22 protein-coding genes and 1 other RNA gene are annotated in these 25,094 nt (G+C 41.7%); 12 read left to right on the top strand and 11 right to left on the bottom strand.

Annotated features, from left to right (window positions below):
- Window positions 1-71 precede the first annotated feature (71 nt).
- Window positions 72-1,286, bottom strand: coding sequence for a phosphoglycerate kinase (locus ACT3QQ_RS06855; protein WP_444527414.1), 1,215 nt, complete (start codon window positions 1,284-1,286; stop codon window positions 72-74).
- Window positions 1,287-1,788: 502 nt separating this feature from the next.
- Between ACT3QQ_RS06855 and ACT3QQ_RS06850 the strand changes: the two genes are divergently transcribed.
- Entirely contained in the window at window positions 1,789-2,118 is a 330-nt protein-coding gene (locus ACT3QQ_RS06850) for a TraR/DksA family transcriptional regulator (RefSeq protein ID WP_444527413.1), read from the top strand.
- A 64-nt stretch (window positions 2,119-2,182) separates the two neighbouring features.
- On the opposite strand, the gene ACT3QQ_RS06845 is transcribed toward ACT3QQ_RS06850, so the two are convergent.
- Together ACT3QQ_RS06845 and ACT3QQ_RS06840 are read right to left on the bottom strand one after the other, a co-directional pair.
- A complete protein-coding gene (locus ACT3QQ_RS06845; RefSeq protein WP_444527412.1) occupies window positions 2,183-2,851 on the bottom strand; it encodes a thiamine phosphate synthase in 669 nt (222 codons plus the stop codon).
- Between the two features lie 88 nt (window positions 2,852-2,939).
- Complete coding sequence (locus ACT3QQ_RS06840; protein WP_444527411.1) at window positions 2,940-4,019, bottom strand: serine hydrolase; 1,080 nt, start codon at window positions 4,017-4,019, stop codon at window positions 2,940-2,942.
- Window positions 4,020-4,412: 393 nt separating this feature from the next.
- Between ACT3QQ_RS06840 and ACT3QQ_RS06835 the strand changes: the two genes are divergently transcribed.
- The 3 genes from ACT3QQ_RS06835 to ACT3QQ_RS06825 all read left to right on the top strand — a co-directional run bounded on the left by ACT3QQ_RS06835 (window position 4,413) and on the right by ACT3QQ_RS06825 (window position 8,706).
- On the top strand, window positions 4,413-5,048 hold the full coding sequence (locus ACT3QQ_RS06835; protein ID WP_444520619.1) for a response regulator: 636 nt from the start codon (window positions 4,413-4,415) through the stop codon (window positions 5,046-5,048).
- A 26-nt stretch (window positions 5,049-5,074) separates the two neighbouring features.
- Window positions 5,075-6,829, top strand: a complete 1,755-nt coding sequence (locus ACT3QQ_RS06830; protein ID WP_444527410.1) for a sensor histidine kinase — start codon at window positions 5,075-5,077, stop codon at window positions 6,827-6,829.
- Between the two features lie 161 nt (window positions 6,830-6,990).
- Window positions 6,991-8,706 carry a sigma-54-dependent transcriptional regulator gene (locus tag ACT3QQ_RS06825; RefSeq protein WP_444527409.1) on the top strand — a complete coding sequence of 572 codons (1,716 nt, stop codon included), beginning with the start codon at window positions 6,991-6,993 and terminating at the stop codon, window positions 8,704-8,706.
- Between the two features lie 68 nt (window positions 8,707-8,774).
- On the opposite strand, the gene ACT3QQ_RS06820 is transcribed toward ACT3QQ_RS06825, so the two are convergent.
- Together ACT3QQ_RS06820 and gpmI are read right to left on the bottom strand one after the other, a co-directional pair.
- Window positions 8,775-10,250: a S41 family peptidase gene (locus ACT3QQ_RS06820; RefSeq protein ID WP_444527408.1), complete on the bottom strand. Its 1,476-nt coding sequence runs from the start codon at window positions 10,248-10,250 to the stop codon at window positions 8,775-8,777.
- A gap of 233 nt (window positions 10,251-10,483) precedes the next feature.
- Window positions 10,484-12,139 carry a 2,3-bisphosphoglycerate-independent phosphoglycerate mutase gene (gene gpmI, locus ACT3QQ_RS06815; protein ID WP_444527407.1) on the bottom strand — a complete coding sequence of 552 codons (1,656 nt, stop codon included), beginning with the start codon at window positions 12,137-12,139 and terminating at the stop codon, window positions 10,484-10,486.
- 247 nt (window positions 12,140-12,386) lie between these two features.
- Between gpmI and ssrS the strand changes: the two genes are divergently transcribed.
- A non-coding RNA gene (ssrS, locus tag ACT3QQ_RS06810) (6S RNA) lies at window positions 12,387-12,582 on the top strand.
- A 110-nt stretch (window positions 12,583-12,692) separates the two neighbouring features.
- Here the strand turns inward: ssrS and ACT3QQ_RS06805 are convergent.
- On the bottom strand, window positions 12,693-13,325 hold the full coding sequence (locus ACT3QQ_RS06805; RefSeq protein ID WP_444527406.1) for an FxsA family protein: 633 nt from the start codon (window positions 13,323-13,325) through the stop codon (window positions 12,693-12,695).
- A gap of 259 nt (window positions 13,326-13,584) precedes the next feature.
- Here ACT3QQ_RS06805 and ruvC point away from each other — a divergent pair, with 259 nt between their 5' ends.
- Window positions 13,585-14,169 (top strand): crossover junction endodeoxyribonuclease RuvC, encoded by a 585-nt coding sequence (ruvC, locus tag ACT3QQ_RS06800; RefSeq protein WP_444520613.1) that lies wholly within the window; start codon window positions 13,585-13,587, stop codon window positions 14,167-14,169.
- Window positions 14,170-14,321: 152 nt separating this feature from the next.
- Here the strand turns inward: ruvC and ACT3QQ_RS06795 are convergent, their stop codons facing one another.
- From ACT3QQ_RS06795 to ACT3QQ_RS06780, 4 genes are all read right to left on the bottom strand, one after another.
- Entirely contained in the window at window positions 14,322-15,272 is a 951-nt protein-coding gene (locus tag ACT3QQ_RS06795) for an META domain-containing protein (protein WP_444527405.1), read from the bottom strand.
- 314 nt (window positions 15,273-15,586) lie between these two features.
- Window positions 15,587-16,249: a glutathione S-transferase family protein gene (locus ACT3QQ_RS06790; protein WP_444527404.1), complete on the bottom strand. Its 663-nt coding sequence runs from the start codon at window positions 16,247-16,249 to the stop codon at window positions 15,587-15,589.
- Between the two features lie 219 nt (window positions 16,250-16,468).
- The gene (locus tag ACT3QQ_RS06785) at window positions 16,469-17,107 is read right to left on the bottom strand and encodes a peroxiredoxin (RefSeq protein ID WP_444527403.1); all 639 of its coding nucleotides are present in this window, start codon (window positions 17,105-17,107) and stop codon (window positions 16,469-16,471) included.
- 421 nt (window positions 17,108-17,528) lie between these two features.
- Complete coding sequence (locus ACT3QQ_RS06780) at window positions 17,529-19,268, bottom strand: glutamine--tRNA ligase/YqeY domain fusion protein (RefSeq protein ID WP_444527402.1); 1,740 nt, start codon at window positions 19,266-19,268, stop codon at window positions 17,529-17,531.
- 293 nt (window positions 19,269-19,561) lie between these two features.
- Here ACT3QQ_RS06780 and ACT3QQ_RS06775 point away from each other — a divergent pair, with 293 nt between their 5' ends.
- Both ACT3QQ_RS06775 and ACT3QQ_RS06770 read left to right on the top strand, forming a co-directional pair.
- Entirely contained in the window at window positions 19,562-20,077 is a 516-nt protein-coding gene (locus ACT3QQ_RS06775) for a peptidylprolyl isomerase (RefSeq protein ID WP_179798385.1), read from the top strand.
- Between the two features lie 126 nt (window positions 20,078-20,203).
- A complete protein-coding gene (locus ACT3QQ_RS06770) occupies window positions 20,204-21,061 on the top strand; it encodes a UDP-2,3-diacylglucosamine diphosphatase (RefSeq protein WP_444527401.1) in 858 nt (285 codons plus the stop codon).
- Window positions 21,062-21,189: 128 nt separating this feature from the next.
- Here ACT3QQ_RS06770 and orn read toward each other — a convergent pair whose 3' ends face one another.
- Window positions 21,190-21,777, bottom strand: a complete 588-nt coding sequence (gene orn / locus ACT3QQ_RS06765) for an oligoribonuclease (protein WP_444520607.1) — start codon at window positions 21,775-21,777, stop codon at window positions 21,190-21,192.
- Between the two features lie 230 nt (window positions 21,778-22,007).
- Here orn and rsgA point away from each other — a divergent pair, with 230 nt between their 5' ends.
- The 4 genes from rsgA to secB all read left to right on the top strand — a co-directional run bounded on the left by rsgA (window position 22,008) and on the right by secB (window position 24,959).
- Entirely contained in the window at window positions 22,008-23,111 is a 1,104-nt protein-coding gene (rsgA, locus tag ACT3QQ_RS06760) for a ribosome small subunit-dependent GTPase A (RefSeq protein WP_444527400.1), read from the top strand.
- Between the two features lie 221 nt (window positions 23,112-23,332).
- Window positions 23,333-23,788: a rhodanese-like domain-containing protein gene (locus ACT3QQ_RS06755; RefSeq protein WP_444523164.1), complete on the top strand. Its 456-nt coding sequence runs from the start codon at window positions 23,333-23,335 to the stop codon at window positions 23,786-23,788.
- 273 nt (window positions 23,789-24,061) lie between these two features.
- Window positions 24,062-24,325 (top strand): glutaredoxin 3, encoded by a 264-nt coding sequence (grxC, locus tag ACT3QQ_RS06750; RefSeq protein WP_021813631.1) that lies wholly within the window; start codon window positions 24,062-24,064, stop codon window positions 24,323-24,325.
- Between the two features lie 181 nt (window positions 24,326-24,506).
- Entirely contained in the window at window positions 24,507-24,959 is a 453-nt protein-coding gene (gene secB, locus ACT3QQ_RS06745; RefSeq protein ID WP_444523163.1) for a protein-export chaperone SecB, read from the top strand.
- Window positions 24,960-25,094 lie beyond the last annotated feature (135 nt).

The following is a 25,094-nucleotide window of genomic DNA, read 5'->3' as shown; positions in this document are numbered from 1 at the left end:
ACAGATTACCTTAGTTATTTAAGATTAGTTGTACGTCTAATGTTACCAAGCTACAGAATATCGTTAAGTAATTAAGCATCTATCTGCAATGCAGCAACCGCTGGAAGTACCTTGCCTTCGACAAACTCTAAGAATGCGCCACCACCTGTTGACATATAGCTTACACCGTTAGCAACTTGATACTTATCAATAGCTGCTAACGTATCACCGCCGCCCGCGATTGAAAAGCCATCGCTGTCTCTTACAGCAGTGGCTAATATCTGTGTACCTTGCCCGAAAGCATCGACTTCGAAGACACCAACTGGACCATTCCACAAGATGGTTTTTGCATTAATAATGGCGTTAGCAAGCTGCTTTGCGCTTTCTGGCGCGATGTCCAATATCATGTCGTTGTCACTAATAGCATCAACAGACTTAATCGTTGCGGACGCTCTTTGTAATGAGCCAGTAAAATCAGCGAAATCAATGTCATTTTTATCAGCGACTACAACGTATTCAGGCAATAAAATTTCAGTCTTGGTCATAATGTCACGCGCAGTCTCTAACAAATCTGCTTCGTACAATGAGGCGCCAACACTGTGGCCTTTTGCTGCCAAGAAAGTATTGGCAATACCACCACCCACGATAATTTGTGTGCAGACTTCAGCCAAGCTGTGTAGCACTTCTAATTTCGTAGATACTTTTGATCCACCAACGATGGCAAGCATTGGCTGTGCTGGTGTTTCAAGTGCTAGGCTCAAGGCATCAAGTTCAGCGGCTAACAATGGCCCTGCACACACAGTTTTTTCTGCTTGACGCATTGCTTGGGTAACACCTTCTGTTGATGCTTGCGCACGATGCGCAGTACCAAAAGCATCCATCACAAACACATCACATAAATCAGCGTATTGCTTTGCTAAAGAGGCATCGTTTTTCTTTTCACCGTCATTGAAGCGTACATTTTCTAATAGAACCACTTCGCCCGATTTTACATTGGCACCTTGGGTAAGGTAATCACTATTAAGACGTACAGGTGTTGATAGTTGCGATTCTAACTTGTCTGTTAAATAATCAGCAACAGGTGCCAAGGAGTATATAGCTTCAGGGTTGCCTTCTGTTGGACGTCCTAGATGTGAGCAAACGATCACCGCAGCACCTTTTTCGAGCGCCATTTTTATAGTAGGGAGACTTGCTTGCAAGCGAGCATCACTCGTGACTTTACCGCCTTTAATAGGTACATTTAAATCTTCTCGGATTAAGACCACTTTATCCGTTAAGTTCAACTCACTCATACGCAAAAAATTCATCACCTGCTCCTATGTATCAATATATCTATTAATTTCTGATTACTGTCGTTACTGATGTGTTCACTATAGCCGAATTCATACAAATCAGAGCCAGTGCTAAGCTCGTTCATTTTGTTGCCTATAGCACTTCTATGCGCTCACCTTATGATCACGCTATCTCATACCTAAGCTATATGGCCACAATCAGTCTCACTACTTTCTTATATTTTTAACGTTTAACTCCTGCACTTATCAAACCATTTCATGGGTCTGTTAAGAGGGCAGAATTCAGCGGCGGTGTATTCTACCAGTTTTCCAGCGAAGTCTCACAAACAACCTGTCACAGATTTCAGTAAGTTTAGAATATTCAGTCTATATTCTTAGACCATTATTTGGTTGCAGCAATTACAGCTGCTGGCTTTGAGCATAGTCAATAAACAGTAACATTTCGTGGTGGTACTCAGCAGTCAAGCTCTTTATGATAGAAACATTAACAATAAAAACAATCTATTAGGAGAAAATAATGAACATCAATTTAGACACTGCTAAACAGAACCTATTAAAATTAAAAAATGAGTACGAATCTCGAATTGATAAGATAGAAGATCACATTCAAAATCCACAAGATGAGCTCAATGAACATTGGGAAGATCAGGCTATATCTTATCGTCAAAACGACATGCGCAAAAACTTGATGAGCGAGGCACGTCAAAGCTTAATCTATGTCGAGAATGCATTGAGTCGGGTTGAAAATGGTACTTATGGCGAGTGTGAAGTCTGCGGTGAACCAATCGAAGAGCAACGCTTAGAAGCGCTACCCTACGCCACTTTATGTATGGAACATGCTGAATAGCGCTCTAGCATTGAGGTCCTATTATAAAATTATTGCCACTCTAAAACGTTTCAAGAAGCAAATTTCAGGTAGGTATTTTCCAGTTAGAAAATGCCTGCTGCCATTCATGACAGCGCTGAGCTATGTCTGCTACTGGCAAATCCATGATATCCCCGACGACTGCTACAAGCGCAATGGGCAAATTTACTAACTCCAAGACATTCTCTGCGGTTATCCCGCCTATGACACATATTGGTATGCCTTGCTGGCATCCTTCAGTAAGATGCTGACGCGAAATGATATTGGCATTTGGCTTAGTCGTAGAAGTAAACACTGCACCCATCGCAGCATAACTTGCGCCGTCATTTTTCGCTTCTTTAACTAGCTCAACATCACCATGGCAAGTACGACCAATTATTTGATGTGGTAAAAGGGACTTTAGAGCATTATCGATACTGCCGTCTGTTTGACCAAGATGTACCCCAACGCCAAGCTTTTCAGCTAATTGCACATTATCATTCACTACAACTGGTACTTTATATATTTTAGCCAACTCAATGATTTTCTGTGCTTCTTTAAAAAGTGTCGAAGCTCCATCAGGTAAACTAAGAACTTGCTTACGCCGAATTTGTAATAGGGCAATTAATCCTGTTGACAAGGCTGCCTCTAGCTTTTGATACAGCAGCTCAAACTCGTCATCATTGGTCAATAAATACAGTTTAGGCATAGCATGAGATAGTGGCATATGGCTCATAGGGTGCTTCCTTAATTCTTAAATTTAACACAATAAAAAAGCTGTTATATCATATAACAGCTTTTTTTATGCGCTTAGAACATCAAGTCTATACCGTACGGCGAGTAGCCAAACTGTTTAAGATGTTTTTAGCATCACCCCAACGTGTCGCTGAGCTGTTTGCCCCTAAGATAACAATAATGGCAGGACGGTTGTTAACACGAGTTTCCATCACAACGCAACGCCCTGCTTCATTAATAAAACCTGTTTTAGAAATACCGATTGGATAACTGCCATCACGGACCAACATGCTAGTATTATTGGCTTTATAAGTGCGATTACCATTTGAATAGTTTGAGACAAAAAAGTCATAGCTTTTAGTAGTAGAAAAACGACGAATGACATCGTAGTTACCAGCAGCACGAACCATCTTAACTAAGTCTTTTGAAGAAGCTACATTGCGCTTATCAAGTCCTGTTGGATCTCCAAAAAATGCCGTGCTCATACCCAAATCTTGCGCCTTGCGATTCATCGCACGCATGAAAGCGGCGTAACCACCTGGATAGTTACGCGCCAGACTCTTCGCTGCTGGATTTTCAGACTTCATTAATGCCATTAATAGCATCTCAGCGCGGTTCAAACGATCACCTGATTTTAAACGCGAGCTTGCACGCTTAGGACCGACAAAATCTTCTGGATCAAGCGTGATTTCTTCACGCATATCAAGGCCTGCATCCAATACAACCATAGCGGTCATAACCTTGGTGATACTAGCCATTGGCCGTGCGATATCGGCATCTTTTTCATAGATAGACTCGCCAGTTTCAGCGTCAATCACAGCAACACTACGTGAGTCAGTGCTAATCGGAATCATATCGCTACTACCAAATGCACCACGATAAGTTGTATTGTAGCGAGGACCATTGTTATTGCTACTAGCAAAGCTATTGGTATTCGTAATATTGGTTGTGCCATAACCGTTATCGACTTTCTTAATCGGCGAGCTATTGGACTTATACATGATATTACGCGCTTCAGACAAACTATCAGCACCGCCCCAACTTAGGCGTGCACTAGAAGCAGTCTCAGTGCTACCATTAATCGTAAGTGCCGCTTGTGCAACACTGCCCAAACTCAATGAAATCATAGCAGCGATTAATTGCTGTTTGGTTAATGGTAGTTGCTTCATTATGACTCCTATTGCCGCTATTTCGCCAGTTACATAATGACTGACGCCCAAAACATGCATAGCGTTTGTAAATGTGTTTGTAAGTACTCGCATAGAGCTTTTGTATTTTTAGTGTATCATGGTTTACATTTAAGTTTAATCTATCAAACTGATTTAGTAGTTTTTTCTAGCTACGTTCAAATTTTGCTACAACCAATTTATACTTTAGAAACAACGATTCACATTACAGCAATATAAATTAACTTCAAATGTTATGATTATCCGTATTTTGTTATATTAATCAACGGCATTTTGAATATATAAAGATAATAATGAAGCCCAAAATATATTTCTTTTCTATAGTATTTAAGCTTAATAAAGCGTTCATTCTGACAAACAATAAAGAGTATGGTTATGATTAAAGTATTAGTGGTAGACGATCATGATTTGGTACGGATGGGTATTAGCCGTATGTTGTCAGACAGCCCTGATATCGAAGTAGTAGGTGAGGCAGACAGCGGTGATATGGCTATCAAACAAGCCAAACTGTTACATCCTGATGTCATTTTACTAGACGTCAATATGCCGAATATTGGTGGGCTAGAAGCAACCAAACGTCTGATTCAACTCGATATGGGTATCAAAATTTTAGCAGTCAGTAGCATGTCTGCACAGCCCTATCCTTCGATGTTAATTAAAGCAGGTGTCAACGGCTATATCACCAAAGGCACACCCCTTGATGAGATGATACGTGCAGTCAAAAAGATTTATCAAGGCGGTCGTTACTTCAGTCAAGACGTCGCTGAGCAATTAGCAGACGTTTTATTGTCTGATAATGCTACTTCACCTTTTGATTTATTAAGCGATAGAGAAAAACAAGTGGCTATGATGGTTGTTAACTGTCAGAGCCCTCAGCAAATCGCTGATCAATTATTTGTTAGTGTAAAAACCATCAACACATATCGCTACCGTATCTATGAAAAAGTTGGAGTTGATAGTGATGTTAAATTGACTCACTTAGCCATTCGTCACGGTCTGATTCAACCATAAAGCACCTACTATATTACGGCCAGTTTATGAAACCTGCTAGCAGTCCTAGATCTGTCGTTACTCGCTACCCCCATCATGATGCTACGCTGCCTTTGTCACAATTGCGTAAGTTAGGACTGATTTATAGTAGCTATCGTTTCGTCGTTAGCCTGTTCTCTATGCTAATGCTATACATCCCTACTCGTACTGACAGCAGCATATCCCTACCCAGCTTTTTGCAGCAAACAACCTTAAGCTTTTATATGCTTCTAAGCTTGATACTGCTTGGGCTGTTTTATGTCGTCAGAAAGCATATTCGCCGTCAGTTGGCGTTTGGACTGGCGTTAGACGTTATCATATTAAGTCTGCTGCTTTACACTACAGGTAGTCCTGATTTGCAATTGACCATGCTATATATGGTTGTCGTCGCGGCCAGCTTTATGCTACTGCATAGCTCACAAGCCTTGGTTATTACTTTACTTGCCATCATTCTGGTTATTTATCAGCAGTTCTTTTATGCTATTGCTAATAGCATGAGTCTAGCTAACCTAGGTGACGCACTATTGATGTCGGCGAGCTTTTTAGCAGTTGGCGGTTTGAGCTGGTCTATTTCTCAACGACTGGTGCAACTTGAAAAAGTCGCCGCGGACCATGCTAAGGAAGTCGAGAGACTTAACGTGATCAATCAAGAAGTCATCACGCAGATGGTCGATGGTGTCATCGTTATCGATAAGCAGCATATTGTCTTAGCCAATCTTGCTGCACATCAATTGCTTAGTCTTTCACTTGTCACACCTACCACAGCGCAAAATATCTTTAACAATACTAAAGATGCTCAACACAAAGCGCTTCTCTCTAACTTCGAGCATCAACTCAATAAACAACATCCACAATTATTTAGTGCTTGTTTGTCAGTAGCTTCAGGGCAGTCACGTGCTTTTACCTATGATGTACCAGCGGTGGCAAACACCTCAATATTTGGCAAATTACGCGTACAGATTATTCCACTAAAAGACGATAGCAAGCTTATCATATTGGAAGATTTACGCCGTGAGCAAGCCAGTGCTCAACAGCTCAAACTGGCTTCTTTGGGACAACTAACTGCTAGCATCGCCCATGAAATCAGAAACCCTTTAGCAGCGATATCGCAAGCTAGTCAGCTATTAATGGAAGATGTTGCAGAACAAACGAATAATAATACATCAACAAATGAAGTGCATGCTGCTATGACGGGCAATCATGAGCTTTATGAAATGATATTTTCACAGACAAAACGTGTGAACCGTATCATCGAGGATATTTTAAAACTGTCTCGTCAGCAGACAGCGACCCAACAGGTGCTCAAACTGGCTGAATGGATGCCATCGTTTTTGGAAAATCACTTTCAGGGACACGACATTTTTCTACGAGTAAAAACCAACCCTATAATATCATTCGATACTCATCAGTTAGAGCAGATATTAATCAATTTAATCAACAATGGCCTGCGCTATAGTAGCTATGCTCATCCTCATGCTTACGTAGAAATCGACATTTACTGCGCAGACAACGATGTTATAATTGATATATTAGATGATGGTAATGGCGTGAATGCTGAAAACTTACAACTTTTGTTCGATCCGTTTTTTACAACAGATAAAGCTGGTACAGGTTTGGGGCTTTATTTATCACAAGCATTTTGTGAAGCCAATCAAGCACGTCTACTCTATATTCCTGAACATGAAAAAACATGCTTTCGACTGATTGTGCCTTCTATTAAATCTGATAATAAATTTCAAACCATTGAAGAAAGTCTTTCCTAAATTTATCTTCTGGAACAATATTGTTCTACGTTAATTTCACCAAATAGCAGATTTGAGATGAAATTAATAAAGGTACGTAAAGTTTTGACTTTGTATAAAGCGATACGCCTATCTAGATCCAGCTATGAATTTTATAGCCATTGAATACAATGAGATGATGTATGACAACAACTGCGCTAGTCGTCGATGATGAAGTAGATTTATGCCGATTGATGCAAATTACTTTGACAAAAATGGGTATCAAAAGTGATGTGGCTTATACTTTGTCGCAAGCAAGATCATTTTGGCAAGATAATGACTACGATTTTTGTTTGACGGATTTGAAGCTGCCGGATGGCTCGGGATTAGAGTTGGTGAAAGAAATTAGCAGTAGATCTAATATTCCAATAGCGGTGATTACGGCTCACGGCAGCATGGATTTAGCTATTGAGGCCTTAAAGCTCGGCGCCTTTGATTTTGTTAATAAACCGCTTGAACTGCCACGTTTGCGCCAACTGGTAGAGAATGCTTTAAAAGTTATCCATCAAGATAGTGAAGTACAGACCACACCAGAGTGCTCTCCTGAACAAAAAATGTTAGACAGCAGATTGATCGGTAACTCCGCTGTCATGCATCCTCTTAAGAATACTATTTTAAAACTAGCGCGCTCACAGGCGCCTGTATTTTTATCCGGTGCTTCTGGTACGGGTAAAGAAGTGGTCGCCAGATTGATCCATGATTTAAGTCCACGTCGAGATGGCAGCTTTGTACCAGTAAACTGCGGTGCGATACCATCAGAGCTGATGGAGTCGGAGTTTTTTGGTCATAAAAAAGGCAGCTTTACAGGGGCTGTCGCTGATAAACAAGGGCTATTTCAACAAGCCAATGGTGGCACGTTATTTTTAGATGAAGTAGCAGACTTACCTTTAGCTATGCAAGTTAAATTGTTACGTGCCATTCAAGAAAAAACAGTCAGAGCAATTGGTGATACAAAAGAGGTTCCAGTAGACATACGCATATTGTCTGCCACTCATAAGGACCTAAGCCATTTGGTACAAGATGGTGCATTTCGGCAAGATTTATATTATCGCATCAATGTTATTGAACTCAAGCTTCCAACCCTGAACACACGCCGCGACGACATTCCTGTATTGGCAGAACACTTTTTAGCGATGATCGCCGATGATTGGCAATTAGAGTCACCGCCATCATTGACGATTGAAGCCTGCGCACGCTTGCAACGTCACGATTTTGCGGGTAATGTCCGTGAGCTACGCAACTTACTTGAGCGTGCAGTCACGTTAGCTGAAACCTCATGTATTGACGTTAGTCATTTAGGTTTTCCTGACATTGAACCTGAACTTGTAAATACACAAGAGCAGAATCATAGCTCAGCTATTGACGATCCTGAACTACCTCCTCATAACGTAAAAAACCAAATCGATGCTCAACCTACAGCCCAAGTAACGAAAAGTGGTGAGCAATCCATTCAATCTAGCAGTAATATAACGACACAGGTTAAGCAAAGTACGATTAATATACATCCCTATCGTACTAGCACCCATCACTATCCTTCAATGATGCAGCAGTCATCAGCTAATAGTGACAACTCTTCAACCAACGTAGCAAGTACTCATGACAAAGAGTCACTTCTTAACTCTACTTCGCACCAAGAACTATCTAAAGATATATCAAACTCGCAAGAGTTGTTTAACGGTCAACTACCGCCTCAAGGATTGGAACATTATTTGCAAGAACAAGAAAAGCAATTAATTATCACCGCACTCAAGCAAACTGGCTGGAATAAAACCAAAGCAGCTGAGTTGTTAGGAACAACTGTTCGCTCTTTACGCTACCGTATGAAAAAGCTTGAAGTTTCTGAAGAGGCGTTCGATTAGCATCTTCAGAAATTTCAAACATTTCGGCTGTGTGATTAGATGTGCTATTCATTGACAAATAGAATAGTCTATTCTTGTGCAGCCGTTTTTCTAACAAAGCGAATGCCAGAATCTAGCGCGCGCACTTTTACTAATTCTAGTGCTTGTTGCTCCCACGTACTCTCACTGCCTGACAAGGTCACATCAGGCTCTACGCCGATCTCGTCTATTTGCCTACCTGCTGCCGTCATATAATTGGCCACAGTCAACTTAACGGCTTGCTCATCGTTTAAAGGAATGACCGATTGTACTGAGCCCTTGCCATAACTCACTTCACCGATGATATTAGCGCGTTTTTGTGCCTGTAAACTACTAGCAAGCACCTCTGACGCCGATGCTGAATAGCGGTTTTGTAATACAACTAACGGCAAAGGCTTAAGTATCGCATCACCTTGGGTCGATAGTACGCGTGATTTATTTTGACGTGCTTGCACTTGTACCACATCAGTATCATCCATAAATAAACTGGCAACACTCACTGCTGATGTCAGTACACCACCTGGATTATCGCGCATATCTAATAAAATGCCTGATATAGGAGCGTTAAGGTTAATCAAACCTTCTAACAATTTTTCACGGCTATTATTTTGAAAAGCAGGCAATTTAACAATAGCAATGCCATCAACTAGCTTAGTCTCGATAATCTGCGGATGACTATTATTACGCTGCAACGTCGTTGTGTGCTTACGTCGACCAGCTTTGGAAGTAGTAATATCTACCTGCGTACCAGCAATACCTGTCAAAAGCTGCTCGACATCATTGGCTTGTCGCCCTTCATCAAGCTTAAACTCATCAACCTGATGTAAATAGTCACCAACTGCGATGCCTTTTTTATCCGCAGGTGAGTCATCGATAACTTCTGTTACGACCCAATACCCCGCCTCTGGCTGGTAGTTAACCTTAAGACCAATATCACCTACATCACCTTCGGTAAAAGCACGCAGGTTCTCATACTCTTCTGCATCTAAAAACTCAGCATGGCTATCAAGCTTGGTCAGCATACCGCTCATCGCATTGCTAAATAATTCTTCGTCATTGACCGTATCAACATACTCACGGCGTACTAAATCCACCACAGCCACGAACGTCTTTAGCGTCTCAGGAGAGATAGCATTTAGCGATACCTGAGCGACCTCTGCTGGAATGTCCGTATCAATATCATCGGTATCATCTATTAGAGCGCTTTCATCTGGCACACTATCTATCGAGTCATCTGGTTCATCGGCGACATCTAGCATATCAGCAATGTTCGATAAATTGTCAGCGTCGTTTTCATCCACTATCTTATCTGCATCTAGACTGATGAGCTGTAGGCCGTCTGTAGGATTAGTACTATCTGCAGAAGCCTTTACCCCTACTGCTGCCTGTACATTCACGCTAATCGCACAACCAAGCATACCTACCAAAATTGCAGGTTGTAAAACCGTAGACGCGGCTGACGGCTTCCTTACTGATTTACTTAACCCTTTGGATAAAAAAGAACGTGCAAGAGAAATAGGCTGCATAAAAGGACTCATTTAAATAATAGAGAATACGAATTTATGGTTATATAGCGACTGATAAGATAGCACCAAACGCATATTTCGAACTAGCATAGTATTGCAAGTAAACTAAGTAAAATGTATCACAAAAAAAGGAAAGGATAGTAGGTTATCCTTTCCTTTTCGATACCTTTTAGTATAGAGATTAAATCAATATGAAGCCCAGTAACTCAAGAGCCATTTTTGATTCGACTACCTTAGACTACTGGGATAAGCAAGCTCTCACCCGTCATCTCTGCTGGTGCATCGACATTCATCAATGATAAAATCGTCGGTGCTATATCACTCAGTTTACCGCCGCGACGTACTTGCAGCTTTTGCTCACCCACATAAATTAACGGCACATGCTCTGTCGTATGCTGTGTATGTACTTGACCGCTTTCATAATCTTGCATCTGTTCACAGTTGCCATGATCGGCTGTGATAAGCATATCGCCACCAGCAGCACGCACTGCTGACTCGATACGGCCCACACATACATCCAAAGCCTCAACCGCTTTTACCGCTGCATCAAAGATACCTGTATGTCCAACCATGTCACCATTGGCATAATTGACCACCAATACATCATATTTGCCAGACTCAATCGCTTCTACTAGTTTATCTGTAACTTCAGGCGCGCTCATCTCAGGCTTTAAATCATAGGTCGCCACGTCTGGAGATGGTACTAGAATGCGAGTCTCACCTTCATACTCTTCTTCGCGGCCACCACTAAAGAAAAACGTCACATGCGCATACTTTTCAGTTTCAGCAATTCGCAGCTGCGTTTTTCCTTTATCCTGTAAGTACTCTCCCAATGTATTAGCCAAAGACGTTGGGTAGTAAGCAATACTAGTCTTTGGGTTATCCGCTAGGATATCTGAATACTTCGTCAACATCACAAATGCTGCCAGTTTTGGTTGCTTTTGGCGAGCAAAACCAGAAAACTCATGGTCTGGTAAAACAAACGCTTGGGCGAGTTCACGAGCACGGTCAGCCCGGAAGTTCATAAAAATAAGTGCGTCGTTATCATTAACAGTATACGGCACTTCATCACGTCCAATTACGGTTGTTGGACTGACAAACTCATCGGTCTCACGCGCTTTGTAAGCAGCTTGGACAGCACCATCTGCCCGTGTTGATAGACGATCAGCTTTACCTTCAGTAATCAGCTCATAGGCTTTTTGTACTCTATCCCAGCGATTGTCACGATCCATAGCATAGTAGCGTCCGATGATGCTTGCAATCTGTACACGGCCACCTTCGTAATGAGCATTCAACTTATTGATATAGTCACGCAGACGGTTAATGTATTTATCAGCAGACTTGGGCGGGGTATCGCGGCCATCTAAAAAGCAATGAATAAAGACATTTTTGGCACCATGGACCAACGCTGAATGACACATACCTTCGATATGGTCTTGATGTGAATGGACGCCACCATCAGAAAGCAAGCCCATGATATGGACATTACCGCCGCGCTCATTGGCAGCTTTCACGGCATCAACCAACGCTTCGTTTTTATAAAATTCGCGGTTGGCAAGTTCACTTGAGATACGTGTCGAATCCTGATAAAGCACGCGACCAGCACCTAGGTTCATGTGACCGACTTCTGAATTCCCAAACTGACCCTCTGGCAAACCAACATCTTCCCCTGAAGCAGAAATCAGCCCGTGAGGATACTGCTGATAGATCTTATCTAAATTTGGCATATGAGCGGCAGCGATGGCATTATCTTTATCTTCTTCACGATGACCAAAGCCATCCAATATCATCAAAACATGCGGTGTTTTTTTATTTTGGGCACTGTCTTGATTATTGCTAAGCTGTGTTTTGTTATCAATAGAGTCTGATGCTTGTTGGGTACTGGTCATATATTACCGCTCCTCGAGTGAATGAACGCCTATAATGTTGTGTAAGGGAATATAAAGCCCTATATGTTAACACACATCTTGAAATAGCTGAAAAACTGACAATTTTTTACTAATAAACGAATGGTTTTGTATCGTTTTTATACCTTAGTATTTGTAAGCAAACCCTTACCAGTCATGCCATTCAATGGTACTGAGTATCAAACTGTAATTCAGACTTGCAATCACTCTTTTCATTGGTTAAGATGAAACTATTCTGAAGTGTTGGCTAGTAGATGTTTATTCCCTGAGCCGATAATGCTTTACTAGGATGTGGTACCTATTGTCTCATTGTGTATGCCTGCACTGCTTGCGGTGTATCAGGAAACCTGCAGAGATGATGACGCATCCGCCCTGAACTTCACGGTTCATGGGTCACCATCTTACAGCGGCACTTCGGTTGTTTCATTCGGCTAGTAACTATACCTTTTATAACTGGTTTACTTACTACCACTAAAAAGCCCCTTCTGTCATTGACGAAAGGGGCTTTTTTTATGCTTATGATTTCGCTAAATGGTTATTCATCATTAGCAGATTTCGTAATCTTTTTTACATCTTTAGGGACGTTTTTAGCGGTACCATCAACGGTAGTATGCTGTTTAAACACATCACCAAATGGGTTTTGTTGCTGTTGACCAAATGGGTTTTGACCGTTCATACCACTTGCGCCACCGAATGGGTTTTGACCACCCATACCACCAGCACCGCCAAATGGGTTTTGACCGCCGCCCATTTGACCACCCATCTGTTTTGCCATCATTTCCATCATTTTTTGCTGATTGTTCATGACATAATTATTGGCCAAGTCTTTTAGCTTTTTTTGCACAGGTGGCAATACGACCAATAACGCTATCAAATCACTGAGCACCCCAGGGATAAGCAATAAAATACCAGCAGCTGCCATCGCGATACTTTTGATCATGGTGGTCTCTGGTGGACGCATGGCAGGGTTCATCATGCCACCAGCTTTCATTTGCTGTGCCATTGGATTAAGAGCAGCCATACCTTTGCGTATTAATGAGATACCGATAACTGCAGCAATAATAAACCATATAAATACCCACCAGCCGCTCATAAATTGCGCAAGCAAATACCACAGTAGCATCTCGATAATAAACCAAACAATGGCTATACCAACTATCTGACCCATAAAGTGTCGTCCTATAAAATAAAAACCAATAAATTGAACGCCATGAAAATTAAAATGGCTAACATATGATGTATATGGGGATTGGTTGCTATACTATCAAACTTAAGGCTAATTTTTAAGCCATATAGTCGGTACAATATAATTTGGATACAAGGAAGATGGACGTCAGTACTACAAGTAGTAAGCTGAGCGAGCCTGACTCCGTACTTAATTTATATAGGATTGAATGTAAAACAAAATGTAAGCAAGACGGAATATTATGGCAATTATTATAGGTATTGACCCAGGGTCACGCATGACCGGTTATGGAATAGTACAGCAAACAGGGGATAAGCTGACCTATATCGATGCAGGGACGATTCGCACAGATACTAAAGAGATGCCTGAACGCCTTAAGCGCATCTTTAACGGACTAACTCGTATCACAAAACACCATTTGAAATATGCCGACGAGCCTATTTATACAGCGATTGAGCAAGTATTTATGGCGGAGAACCCTGATTCTGCACTCAAGCTTGGGCAAGCACGTGGCGCAGCGATTGCAGCGATGGTTGCCTTAGATTTAGAAGTATCAGAATATACTGCTCGGCAGATTAAACAAGCCGTCTGTGGCTATGGAGCTGCGGGCAAAGAGCAAGTACAAGAGATGGTGTGTCGTATACTATCGTTAGAAGTTGTACCGCAACAAGATGCTGCCGATGGACTTGCCTGCGCCATCTGTCATGCTCACTCAAGCCATTCCATGAACAAGCTAATATTGAATAGTGCCATGCGCGGACGCGGTGCTTCTAAAAAGAAAGGTCGTTGGCGTTTGACTGAAGAAGATTTAGGTAACTTACGTTAAATATAAACATTAAAACAGCTCGGCATTGAAGCAGGAAGGCATCAAAATGGATAAATATCAAAATAGCTATTCCATAAAAAAACACGTGCTATTAGACGCGTGTTTTTTATGGCTATAAATATTTCAACTCTCAAAGCTCGAACGACAACAGGCTACTCTGTAACTGAACTTTCAATCACTGCATCTAGTATATAGGCATACTTTTCATCAGCAGTATCATCTTTGGTTGGCTCACTGGTCTCTGATACGTCATCGATGTTTAGCGCATAGCGTTGTAAGCGTAATACTTCTTCGTGTTTGCTATCGTGCTGATAGCCATCAATTTCACCAAAGAATACTCGCCACTCCCCTTCATGAATTTTGATGCCTTGATTATTATAGGTGATAGGCTTGATTTGTAAACACTGTTCAGAGCTGCTTGCTTCACACGGTACGGTTTCGGAGTTTACTGCCCAAAATACTGTTTCACCTTTGCTATTGTATTTTGCTTGTGCAGTAAGCCTACCATTCCATACCAAAGTCACATCGTCATCAGTAACCTGCGTTAATACCGTGGTATCGCCTTGATCTATATTGAATTCACTACTGCCTTGCATAAATGTATTTAGGGTATTTTCAGCTCCGTCCAGATCGCCACAGGACATTTTCGTACTCATACCCTCTTCAGTAGTCAAAGTATGCCCTTTTAACTGGTAGACTGCGCTAATCGTATTACAGCCTACGCTATAGCTTAGCGTGTCTTGCCCTTGATACTGGTTAAATGAAAGAGTTGTACGACTGTTAATATTCGCAAGATCAGCCACAGGTTGTTCATTGGCATCGACTGCACTTACTAGTGTCCAACGATGATGAGATAAGGTGGTCATTAGCTTTTCTTTATCGGACAATTCAGTAGATTTAGATTCATTTAGTGTAGATTTTATACTAGATATTAAACCTTCATTTGTTGCTGTGTTTGTCACTTCACTATCTTCAGCAGTCTCTGCCATATCGTTTTCGCCAGAGGCCGCTTCTTGGTGACACGCACTTAAAATCAGACTAACCACCATCACACTGGGCAATAGCAGTACTTTTAACGTTGGCTTATTTCGGCTACCTACCATATTACATACCTCTTAGTAAGCTTGTACAACTTATCTCACGTACCCTCTATGTTTTAAAACACTTATTCAAAAGATGCCATAATCTAAGAACACCTCTTTTAAGTAAACGGTTTTCAAACATAACTGATATAACAGGGTTAGACTGACCACTATAACCTTGGCTCTGTTGACCTATGTAACGAAATGTTGATTTTTATTATATTTAATAAAAAAACAGCTAACGGTTGGGGTTAGCTGTTTTGCTTTATTGCAATCAATTTAATGAGAAAGGTAATAGATAAATTTTTTAATTTGAACTATTTTCCTAGGATTTTTTAGTCATTCACATTCACAGGTTTGGCTTTAGCCATCTTTTTAATACTAAACCGTTCATTCATTTTTTGATAAAAACGAGCTAGGTTTGCGCCTTGTTCATTAGGATCTACTTTGAGTACTTTGCCAAAGTCTAAACCTATATAGAGTACGATATCGGCAAAACTTAATTGCTCACCAACCAAATACTCGCGGCCTTCTAGTATGCTTTCAAAATAAGCAAGTGTTTTGACACCTCGTGCAATAGACGGCTCAACAAACTCTGGCACTTGCTCAACACGTTGGGCCTTAGCAGGATTACTATGTTGAAACGCCAACATGAAGTTATATAGTACTTCGAACTCTGCAATGCGGCGCATAGAACAAACTTGCGCACGCTGTACCACATCATTACCCATCACTGAACGCTCACCGTAAACGCGGTCGAGATATTCACAAACGGCCTGTGAATCATTTAGGACAGTGCCATCAGACAGTGTTAAGACTGGAACTGTACGCATCGGGTTCATGTTAGTAAACTCATCTGAATTCTGCTCGTTTTCCGCAAAATCAATATCGATAACATCGATGTCATCCATGTTATCAACATCGATACCTTTTGAGGCCAATAGGATAAGCGCTTTACGCGGATTGGGCGCGGTACGGGTAATATATAGTTTTTTCATAGCAAACTCCTTGTGAGATGATTAGACAGCGATTTGGCGCTGATACGCTTTATTATGGTTGTTGTACTGATGAGCACAAACGATTGATACGCTATACCACAGTTATAGCCTAATCTTGCCACCATGGCAAAGTTTTATTAATCATAAAATAGAAATAATAAAAGCCCCATAACTCTAAGTCATGGGGCTTTATTTAATCACATTTAGTCATCAGTATAATTATTTATTTGGCGCAGGTGTAGTACGTAGATACGGCTTAATCTCTTTATGACCTTTTGGGTATTTTGCAGCGATATCTTCATTTTTCACAGTTGGTGGAATGATTACGTCATCACCATCTTTCCAGTCTACTGGCGTTGCGATGTTGTATTCATCCGACAACTGCAATGCGTCAATCACTCGGATAATTTCATCAAAGTTACGACCACAGCTAGCAGGGTATGTCAGCGTTAAACGGACTTTTTTGCTTGGATCAATGATAAAGACGCTACGTACTGTATGAGTGCTATCGGCATTAGGATGCATCATGTCATATAATTCAGCGACTTCTTTATTAGGATCAGCAATGATTGGGAAATTCATATCTGTGCCTTGAGTCTCACCGATATCGCTCGCCCACGCTTTATGATCTTCTAGGCTATCAACAGAAATACAAATCGGCTTTACATTGCGCTTTTGGAACTCGCCATTTAATGCAGCGGCGCGACCAAGCTCAGTGGTACATACTGGCGTAAAATCTGCTGGATGCGAGAAGAAAACGACCCAATGATCACCTGCCCACTCATGAAAATTGATGTCACCTTCTGTGGTCGTAGCGTCAAAATTTGGTGCGGTATCACCTAAACGTAAATGTGCCATGTTTGAATCCTTAGCTATGTGAATGAACGCTTATATCGACACGTCGGCCTCGCGTTCTATTATTATCATCGACGTGCTCAGCTATCAAATATAACATAAAGCACATCCGTAAAAACTGACTTTATCTTAACAAACTGGTTATGAATGTCTTGTGACGGATTGTAATGCAGTTATTCCATCTAACGCTAAGCTGATGAGCAAAGTTTTTAATAAGTTTTTATGAATTAACAGCTTTAATAAATAACTAGACCACCATACCAGCATCCCATAAGCAAAATTCGCCACTATAATCATGCATAAAAAAGCCCATCCCTAGCGTACTAGAAATAGGCTGACTTGCAAACTACTATTGTTCAGTATTATTTCAAAGTATCTTATCCATTTAGTTAACGGTGTTTTTCAAATATTAAGCCAATATAAATTAAGCTGGCTTATAGCTATCACGCAAGCTAACGATTTGATTAAAAACTGGCTTATTAGCACTGTGATCTTCGCTGTCAGAGATGAAGTAGCCTTCACGCTCAAACTGGAAGCGAGTGCCAGCATCTGCATTAACCAAAGATGGTTCAACCACGGCGTTTAACTCAGTGAGCGAGTTCGGGTTTAGCGCTTGATGAACATCAGCCACGCCACTTGGGTCTTCAGCACTGAATAGCTGCTCATACATGCGTACTGTGGCTGGTACACCTTGGCTGGCTGACACCCAATGAATCACACCTTTGACCTTACGCCCTTCAGGGTTGTTGCCCAAAGTAGCAGGGTCAATCGTCGCTTTTAGCTCAACGACATTGCCATTTTCATCAGTGATATGCTCAGTGACTGCTAGTACGTAGGTGTTACGCAGACGAATCTCTGGCTTTTCTGGAGAGAGACGCTTGTAGCCTGCAGGCGGCTCAATTTCATAATCACCTTGATCGATGTATAGCGTCTCGGTAAACGGAATCTCACGCTCACCCATATCGACGTTAGGATGGTTCGGCTGAGTCAACCAAAGCGTTTGAGTCGCCTCATCAAAACGTGCGTTGACGCTATCTGCTTTTTGCGATTCCCAGCTGCTGACCGCTTCGCTAAAGTTAGTGATAGTCACTTTTAATGGCTTCAATACCGCCATACCGCGACCAGTTGTCGTTTCTAACGATTGACGAACGCTAAATTCTAACAAACGAAAATCAACCACACTATCCGCTTTGGTCACGCCCACACGCTCACAAAAATCACGCAAGCCCTCTGGCGTATAACCACGGCGACGCATACCAGCGACAGTTGGCATACGTGGGTCATTCCAACCACTGACGATACCTTCATCTACCAATTGCTTTAGCTTACGCTTACTGGTCAATGTATGGTCAACGTTTAAGCGGCTAAACTCGTACTGATGCGGTGGTACGTCAAAGCCGATTTTCTCAATGACCCAGTCATAAAATGGACGATGATCTTCAAACTCAAGCGTACACAACGAATGGGTAATACCTTCTAGCGCATCCGAGAGTGGATGAGCAAAGTCATACATGGGATAAACGCACCATTTATCACCAGTCTGATGATGCGCTTGATGCATCACGCGATAAATGACAGGATCACGTAGGTTCATATTTGGACTGGCCATATCAATTTTGGCGCGCAAGATAGCTTTTCCTTCAGCGTACTTACCTGCTTTCATATCATCAAAAAGCGCTAGGTTTTCTTCAACACTGGCATCACGATATGGTGAAGGTGTTCCTGCTTCGTTAAATGAACCACGGTTATCACGGATTTGCTCTGGGGTTTGCAAATCAACATAAGCGTCGCCTTGCTCAATCAATTGGACTGCCCATGCATGTAGCTGATCAAAATAACCTGAGGCATGATGCGCCTCGCCTGCCCACTCAAAACCTAACCACTGCACATCGTTCTTAATATTGTCGATGTAATCTTGCTTTTCGGCAGTTGGGTTGGTGTCATCAAAACGCAGGTTGCACACACCGCCGAACTCTTTGGCCACACCAAAGTTCAAGCAGATAGATTTTACATGGCCTAAATGCAGGTAGCCATTTGGCTCAGGCGGAAAGCGCGTTACAATTTGCTGGTATTTTTGCGCATTGACATCGTCACGAATGATATTACGAATAAAATCGTTTTTTGGTTCGTCTTTTTGTGCATTGTTGCTTGAGTGATCACTCATCGGGCATTGCTCCTAACGCAAATTGTCAGTTCATGGTGCGTGCCATCACGCATCACAAAACGTTTAAACTAAAATATTAAAATAAAACGAGAATATAAAAACTTAGATAGTGCGACCGCATTATCAAAATTTGTCAAAAATGGGTAAAGTTGCGTTATTCTATCAGCTTTTGCAAACGCATTAACAGCCTGATACATGACACGAGATAAAAAAGCCGTTAGACTACCCATAACTTTTTAATCACCACCCACAATAGTGCTATTTAAGGCGCTGCAATCAAAAAGGAATCTCCCATGGTAGACATGCCACCAGTAGTAGAACTAGAAACCAATATGGGTGCGATCGTTATCGAACTCAACGAAGAAAAAGCACCAAAAACCGTAGAAAACTTTTTAAACTACGTGAAATCTGGTCAGTATGACGGTACTATTTTCCATCGCATCATTGATGGTTTCATGATTCAAGGCGGCGGAATGGACGCTGAAATGAATGAGAAACCAACCAATGCGCCTATCGAAAACGAAGCGGACAATGGTCTAAAAAATGACAAAGGTACTATCGCAATGGCGCGTACCCAAGACCCGCATTCAGCAACTAGCCAGTTTTTCATCAACGTAAAAGACAACGACTTCCTAAACCATTCTGGCAAAAACATGCAAGGTTGGGGCTACACCGTATTTGGTAAAGTCACTAGCGGTATGGACGTTATCGAAAAGATGCGCAGCGTACCAACGGGTCGTTTCGGCATGCATGCTGATGTGCCAAAAGAGCCTGTTGTTATCAATTCAGCTACTATCGTTACTCAGTAGTAGTAGTTATTTAATAGCAGCTATTCAGTAATAGTTACTTAGCGATAGCCGTGAATGAGCGAGCATTTTCTAATAGAGTTGATTAGAAAATGCTCGCTATACGATAAGTTACGAGGACAAAGATAAATGCAAAGTTTTAATCACTTAATCACGACCCGCCCTCATCAAGTGCGGCAAGTATTGATTAGCGATTTGCATTTATCGCCTCAAGAGCCTGCCTTAGTGCAGGCTTTTTTAGCGCTGCTCGATGACTGTCTTGCCCTACCCACTCTCAAACGCCTCTTTATATTGGGTGACTGGTTTGAGGTGTGGCTGGGTGATGATACCTACTTGTCACTGTCAGAAGATGAGCAGGTGGCGCACTGGTTGACCCCGCTTATCATTAAACTCAAGCAGTTACGTATCAATGGATGTGAGATATTAGTCATGCACGGCAATCGTGACTTTTTATTGGGTCAGCCGTTTTGTAACCTGTTCGGTGGTGAACTTATCAACGAGCCGTACACTTTGCCTGTTGGTCAGCAGAATTATCGTTTAGAACATGGTGACGCACTCTGTACTGATGATAAGAAATATCAGTTTTTTCGCAGGATTATGCGTAACCGCTTAACACAGTGGTATTTGCTTAATAAGTCACTAGAAAAACGCTTAGCCATTGCAGACAATATGCGCCAACGGAGCCAGCAGAACAATGCTAATAAAGCCGCTTATATCATGGATGTGAACGATGATGCCGTGAATAAAGCCATCACCACTAGCGATGCATTATTGCACGGACATACTCATCGACCAGACATTCATCAGACGACTACTGATAAAAAACGTTATGTGCTTGGCGACTGGCGATTATTAGATGAAGATTCCCGCCAGCCGAAAGTCAATGCAGTGATTGGGGCAGTAACAGATGACGAGCATTCAAATGACAGCTCTAGTAGTCATAATACTGAGTTTGGATTGTTTAAGTTTGAATGTCTTATTCGCTAAAGCACGTTCAATGGCGTTTTAAACAACGTATCTCAAAACATTTTTCTTTAATAAAAAAAGGGTCGGTTGATAAGTCAACAGACCCTTTTTACTTTTACTACACTCTTAAACTGCTTATCGCCCGCTCTTTAGTCCATCAATTTAAAGAAATGCTGACGATAATGCTTTAGCTCACGAATAGAGTCGCGAATATCGTCTAGGGCTAAGTGACTACCACCTTTTTCAAAGTTTCGCAAAATATCAGGACGCCAGCGGAAACAAAGCTCTTTGATTGATGACACATCAAGATTGCGATAATGGAAGAAACGCTCAAGTTCTGGCATTTGGCGCGCCATAAATCGACGATCTTGGCAAATAGAATTACCACACATTGGCGATTTTCCACTATCAACCCATTTGTTTAGGAACTTGATAGTCTCAGCTTCGGCCTCTGCCAATGTCACCGTACTACGACGCACACGATCAACCAATCCTGACTGACCGTGCTGCTTGGTATTCCAGTCATCCATTTTATTTAAGACTTGATCCGATACTTTGATCGCAAATACTGGGCCTTCAGCAAGTACATTCAAATCTTCGTCAGTAACGACAGTAGCAATCTCGATAATCTCATCGTTTAAGGTATCAAGTCCGGTCATTTCTAAATCAATCCACACCAGCCCTTTTTTGCCTTTATTTTTGATTTTAATCTTGTTGGGATGGTCACCGGTAGTCATACAGTATCCTATGGTCATTGAATTTTGGAACAGTTTTAAACACAATTTAAAAAACGTATTACGAGTAAAGACTCGTGCTCAGACAGTATCGTAGCGCATTGATAGATTTGAAAAATCTAGTAAGCAGCTAAAATATTACAAAACCACTGTCTGCCGCAAACGCTTTAGGCTGTATGTTAGCAAATTTTCACGCTACACTTAGCAATATTTTTATAATAGGTCACAAACCCATGGCATTAATCCGGCAACGCAAACTGACTAAACAACAGATTCGTCGCATCGACAAGCAGCAACTGTCCAATCAAGATAGTATTGATGACAGTTTGATGGATGGCGTGGTCATGGCGCATTACGGTAAGCAACTAGAAGTACAAGTCACTAGCCTGCCTGCAGTGATACCTGAGCAGCCAGAGATTGCACCTGATGATCCTGAGCCGTTTTGGCAAGCGCTTGAGTTGAATGATATTTGGCGCTGTCATGTGCGTACTAACTTACCGATGCTAGCGGCTGGCGATCAAGTGCGCTGGAATGCTGACTCTAATACTGGCTTTGGACGTATCGAAGCTGTCAAACCGCGTACTTCGCTGGTGTCTCGTCCTGATCGCTATCATAAGCTCAAACCTGTCGCTGCCAATGTCGATATTTTGGCCATTGTTTTTGCGCCATTGCCTGCCGCCGCGCCAACACTGATCGATCGCTATCTCGTGGTATGTCATCATGCAGGCGTCAAACCACTATTGGTACTTAACAAAGCCGATTTATTGGCAGCAGAAAACGGCGTAGATACCAATGAATTATTGGCACAATATGCTGCACTTGGTTATGAGAGTGTTCTGACTTCGGTCGACTGCCCTGAAAATATTGCCGAGAGCGATGAGCAAGAAGGCCTTGATGAGCTAAAGCGCTATATAGATAAAAAACTGGTTATCTTTGCTGGTCAATCTGGCGTCGGTAAAAGCAGTTTAATCAATGCCCTACTTCCCGACTCTGGTCAGAGCGTCAATATCATCTCGCAAAACTCTAAGCTCGGTCAGCACACGACGACGACCAGTCGACTGCTTCCATTTAATCCAGAAGACCTCACCCAAGGCGGTATCGTCGATACACCAGGAATTCGTGAATACGGTATTTGGCACCTCACCCCTGACGATATTATCTCAGGCTTCGTGGAGCTAGCACCATTGGCTGGCAACTGCCAATTCCGTGACTGTCGCCATACTCACAACAGCAAAGGCTGCGCATTATGGCAAGCAGTCGCTGATGGTGAGGTATTACAGCGCCGTGTTGAAAACCTCGTTACGCTACGAGAAGAAGCTGATACTAAGCCTTATTAAGATTTAGTTTGTTAGTGTCTGCCTTCGTTAAAAGTGGTAATGTGAGTAGATATTTTTATTAGGCAGAGAAACTCAATAGACAGGTACAATATCCACTTAATTATTGCTCGTGTCATCGCCCGTTTACTATAGATGACCTTATCGGTATAATAGCGCCTTGTTCAATATCATTGGGCTGTCTTCTCAGCTCAATAGAACACTTATTTTTTTGGAGGTATGGTTTGGATCGTGCGCTGGAATTTGTGGGCAACCACCCGTTTTTATTTGGTATATTAGCCGTACTTGCTATACTGTTTTTTACGATTGAAAACAAACGTAGCGGTAGAAAAATATCACCTAACACGCTTGGCATGATGGTCAACTCTCAAAACGCGCAGCTTATCGATATCCGCGCTAAGAAGAAGTTTGAATCAGGCTATATTCAAGGCAGCCGCAATATACCGTTCACTGACCTCAAAGACCGCTTAGAAGAGATTCGCGCGATTGAGCAGCCAGTGATTATCATCTGCGACATGGGCGTACAAGCAGGCGCTGCGATTCAGATGATTGGTAAAGATAGTGTCTACCGCTTAGATGGCGGTGTCGGCGGTTGGCAAGGCGCTGGTATGCCATTGGTTGGTGTAAAAGACGCCAAATCAAAGACTAAAGGTAAAACAAAACCAAGTCTAAGCAAGTAATAGGCCAGTATAAGCGCTATAAAAAAGACACCTTCTAATCAGGTGTCTTTTTTTATGGTTCGCTTTTTATATTCTATTTATAGCTTAAAAGATGTTTTAGGCCAAAACGGCTTGAATTTGTTATACCCATCCCCACTTTAGTAATGAGCATCACCAAATGCATTTACACTTTACTCATTGATAACAGACTATACCAACTCTGAGGCTATGATGATTTATCATGCTCTTTATAATAAGTTTGTTATCCCATAAATTTATAAATAAGGATTTACCATGACTGTATCTGTTAAAGTTTATACTACCCCTATCTGCCCATACTGCTCAAACGCCAAACAACTACTAAAAACCAAAGGCGTTGATTATGAAGAAATCGGTATGCACGATATGAGCAGCGAAGAGCGTCAAGCATTAATGAAAAAGACCAACAACTACCGCACTGTGCCGCAAATCTTTGTTGGTGAAACCTTTGTTGGTGGTTTTGATGAGCTCAACCAAATGAACCAGCAAGGCAAACTTGACGAGCTATTGGCTGGTTAATCTGCTACATCTCTTTACTGTCTGTCTTTATCTATGTAAAGATAGGCAGCGGCGAATTTTAATAGAACATTAAGAAGTAATGATAAAAAACATCAAGCTTTCGTCTTGATTTATATTACAATAAACTTTTATTAAAATGACGATTTGTCCAATCATTTGATTTAATTTTAGAGGATTTACCATGGCTGAAGAACAAGCACAACCACAATTGGCACTAGAACGTATCTATGTAAAAGATATGTCACTTGAAGTTCCAGGCGCTGGCGTATTCACCAAAGAGTGGAACCCAGAGCTTGATATCAATTTGTCTAGCAACGCTGAAAAATTAGATGACGATCATTATCAAATCATCTTAACTGTGAGCGTTACTGCCAAAAATGCGGAAGAAGCAGCGTTTATCGCTGAAGTGCATCAAGCAGGTATCTTCTTACTAAAAGACATTCCAGAAGACCAAATCGGTCAAATCCTAGGTGCATATTGCCCTAATGTGTTGTTCCCATACGCTCGTGAAGTCATCAGTGACATCGTAACACGTGGTAGCTTCCCACAATTGCTACTAGCACCTGTGAACTTCGATCAAGCATACGCGCAAAGCCAGCAGCAAGCGCAAGTGGATGCTCAAGGTAATGCATAGGTATTAATCAAAAGTATATGAGCTTTATAAGTTATATATGTTGATAAAAGAGCCGTTTACTTATAATGAGTGAGCGGTTTTTTTGTGGCTATGTTTTCATAACGCACAAAGTCATCAGCCATAAAAAAACCCTGT

The organism is Psychrobacter sp. AOP7-A1-24 (assembly GCF_052376235.1).
Taxonomy (GTDB): Bacteria; Pseudomonadota; Gammaproteobacteria; order Pseudomonadales; family Moraxellaceae; genus Psychrobacter.
This window is presented reverse-complemented; position numbering and strand designations above follow the sequence as displayed.

Bases quoted from the DNA above. Each gene is read 5' to 3' on its own strand.
- ACT3QQ_RS06855 (WP_444527414.1), bottom strand. From the start codon at position 1,286: ATGAATTTTTTGCGTATGAGTGAGTTGAACTTAACGGATAAAGTGGTC.
- ACT3QQ_RS06770 (WP_444527401.1), top strand. From the start codon at position 20,204: ATGCAAAGTTTTAATCACTTAATCACGACCCGCCCTCATCAAGTGCGG.
- ACT3QQ_RS06785 (WP_444527403.1), bottom strand. From the start codon at position 17,107: ATGGCACATTTACGTTTAGGTGATACCGCACCAAATTTTGACGCTACG.
- ACT3QQ_RS06775 (WP_179798385.1), top strand. From the start codon at position 19,562: ATGGTAGACATGCCACCAGTAGTAGAACTAGAAACCAATATGGGTGCG.
- secB (WP_444523163.1), top strand. From the start codon at position 24,507: ATGGCTGAAGAACAAGCACAACCACAATTGGCACTAGAACGTATCTAT.
- ACT3QQ_RS06830 (WP_444527410.1), top strand. From the start codon at position 5,075: ATGAAACCTGCTAGCAGTCCTAGATCTGTCGTTACTCGCTACCCCCAT.
- ACT3QQ_RS06850 (WP_444527413.1), top strand. From the start codon at position 1,789: ATGAACATCAATTTAGACACTGCTAAACAGAACCTATTAAAATTAAAA.
- ACT3QQ_RS06790 (WP_444527404.1), bottom strand. From the start codon at position 16,249: ATGAAAAAACTATATATTACCCGTACCGCGCCCAATCCGCGTAAAGCG.
- gpmI (WP_444527407.1), bottom strand. From the start codon at position 12,139: ATGACCAGTACCCAACAAGCATCAGACTCTATTGATAACAAAACACAG.
- orn (WP_444520607.1), bottom strand. From the start codon at position 21,777: ATGACTACCGGTGACCATCCCAACAAGATTAAAATCAAAAATAAAGGC.
- ACT3QQ_RS06845 (WP_444527412.1), bottom strand. From the start codon at position 2,851: ATGAGCCATATGCCACTATCTCATGCTATGCCTAAACTGTATTTATTG.
- grxC (WP_021813631.1), top strand. From the start codon at position 24,062: ATGACTGTATCTGTTAAAGTTTATACTACCCCTATCTGCCCATACTGC.
- ACT3QQ_RS06840 (WP_444527411.1), bottom strand. From the start codon at position 4,019: ATGAAGCAACTACCATTAACCAAACAGCAATTAATCGCTGCTATGATT.
- ACT3QQ_RS06780 (WP_444527402.1), bottom strand. From the start codon at position 19,268: ATGAGTGATCACTCAAGCAACAATGCACAAAAAGACGAACCAAAAAAC.
- ACT3QQ_RS06825 (WP_444527409.1), top strand. From the start codon at position 6,991: ATGACAACAACTGCGCTAGTCGTCGATGATGAAGTAGATTTATGCCGA.
- ACT3QQ_RS06835 (WP_444520619.1), top strand. From the start codon at position 4,413: ATGATTAAAGTATTAGTGGTAGACGATCATGATTTGGTACGGATGGGT.
- ACT3QQ_RS06805 (WP_444527406.1), bottom strand. From the start codon at position 13,325: ATGGGTCAGATAGTTGGTATAGCCATTGTTTGGTTTATTATCGAGATG.
- ACT3QQ_RS06795 (WP_444527405.1), bottom strand. From the start codon at position 15,272: ATGGTAGGTAGCCGAAATAAGCCAACGTTAAAAGTACTGCTATTGCCC.
- ACT3QQ_RS06820 (WP_444527408.1), bottom strand. From the start codon at position 10,250: ATGCAGCCTATTTCTCTTGCACGTTCTTTTTTATCCAAAGGGTTAAGT.
- rsgA (WP_444527400.1), top strand. From the start codon at position 22,008: ATGGCATTAATCCGGCAACGCAAACTGACTAAACAACAGATTCGTCGC.
- ruvC (WP_444520613.1), top strand. From the start codon at position 13,585: ATGGCAATTATTATAGGTATTGACCCAGGGTCACGCATGACCGGTTAT.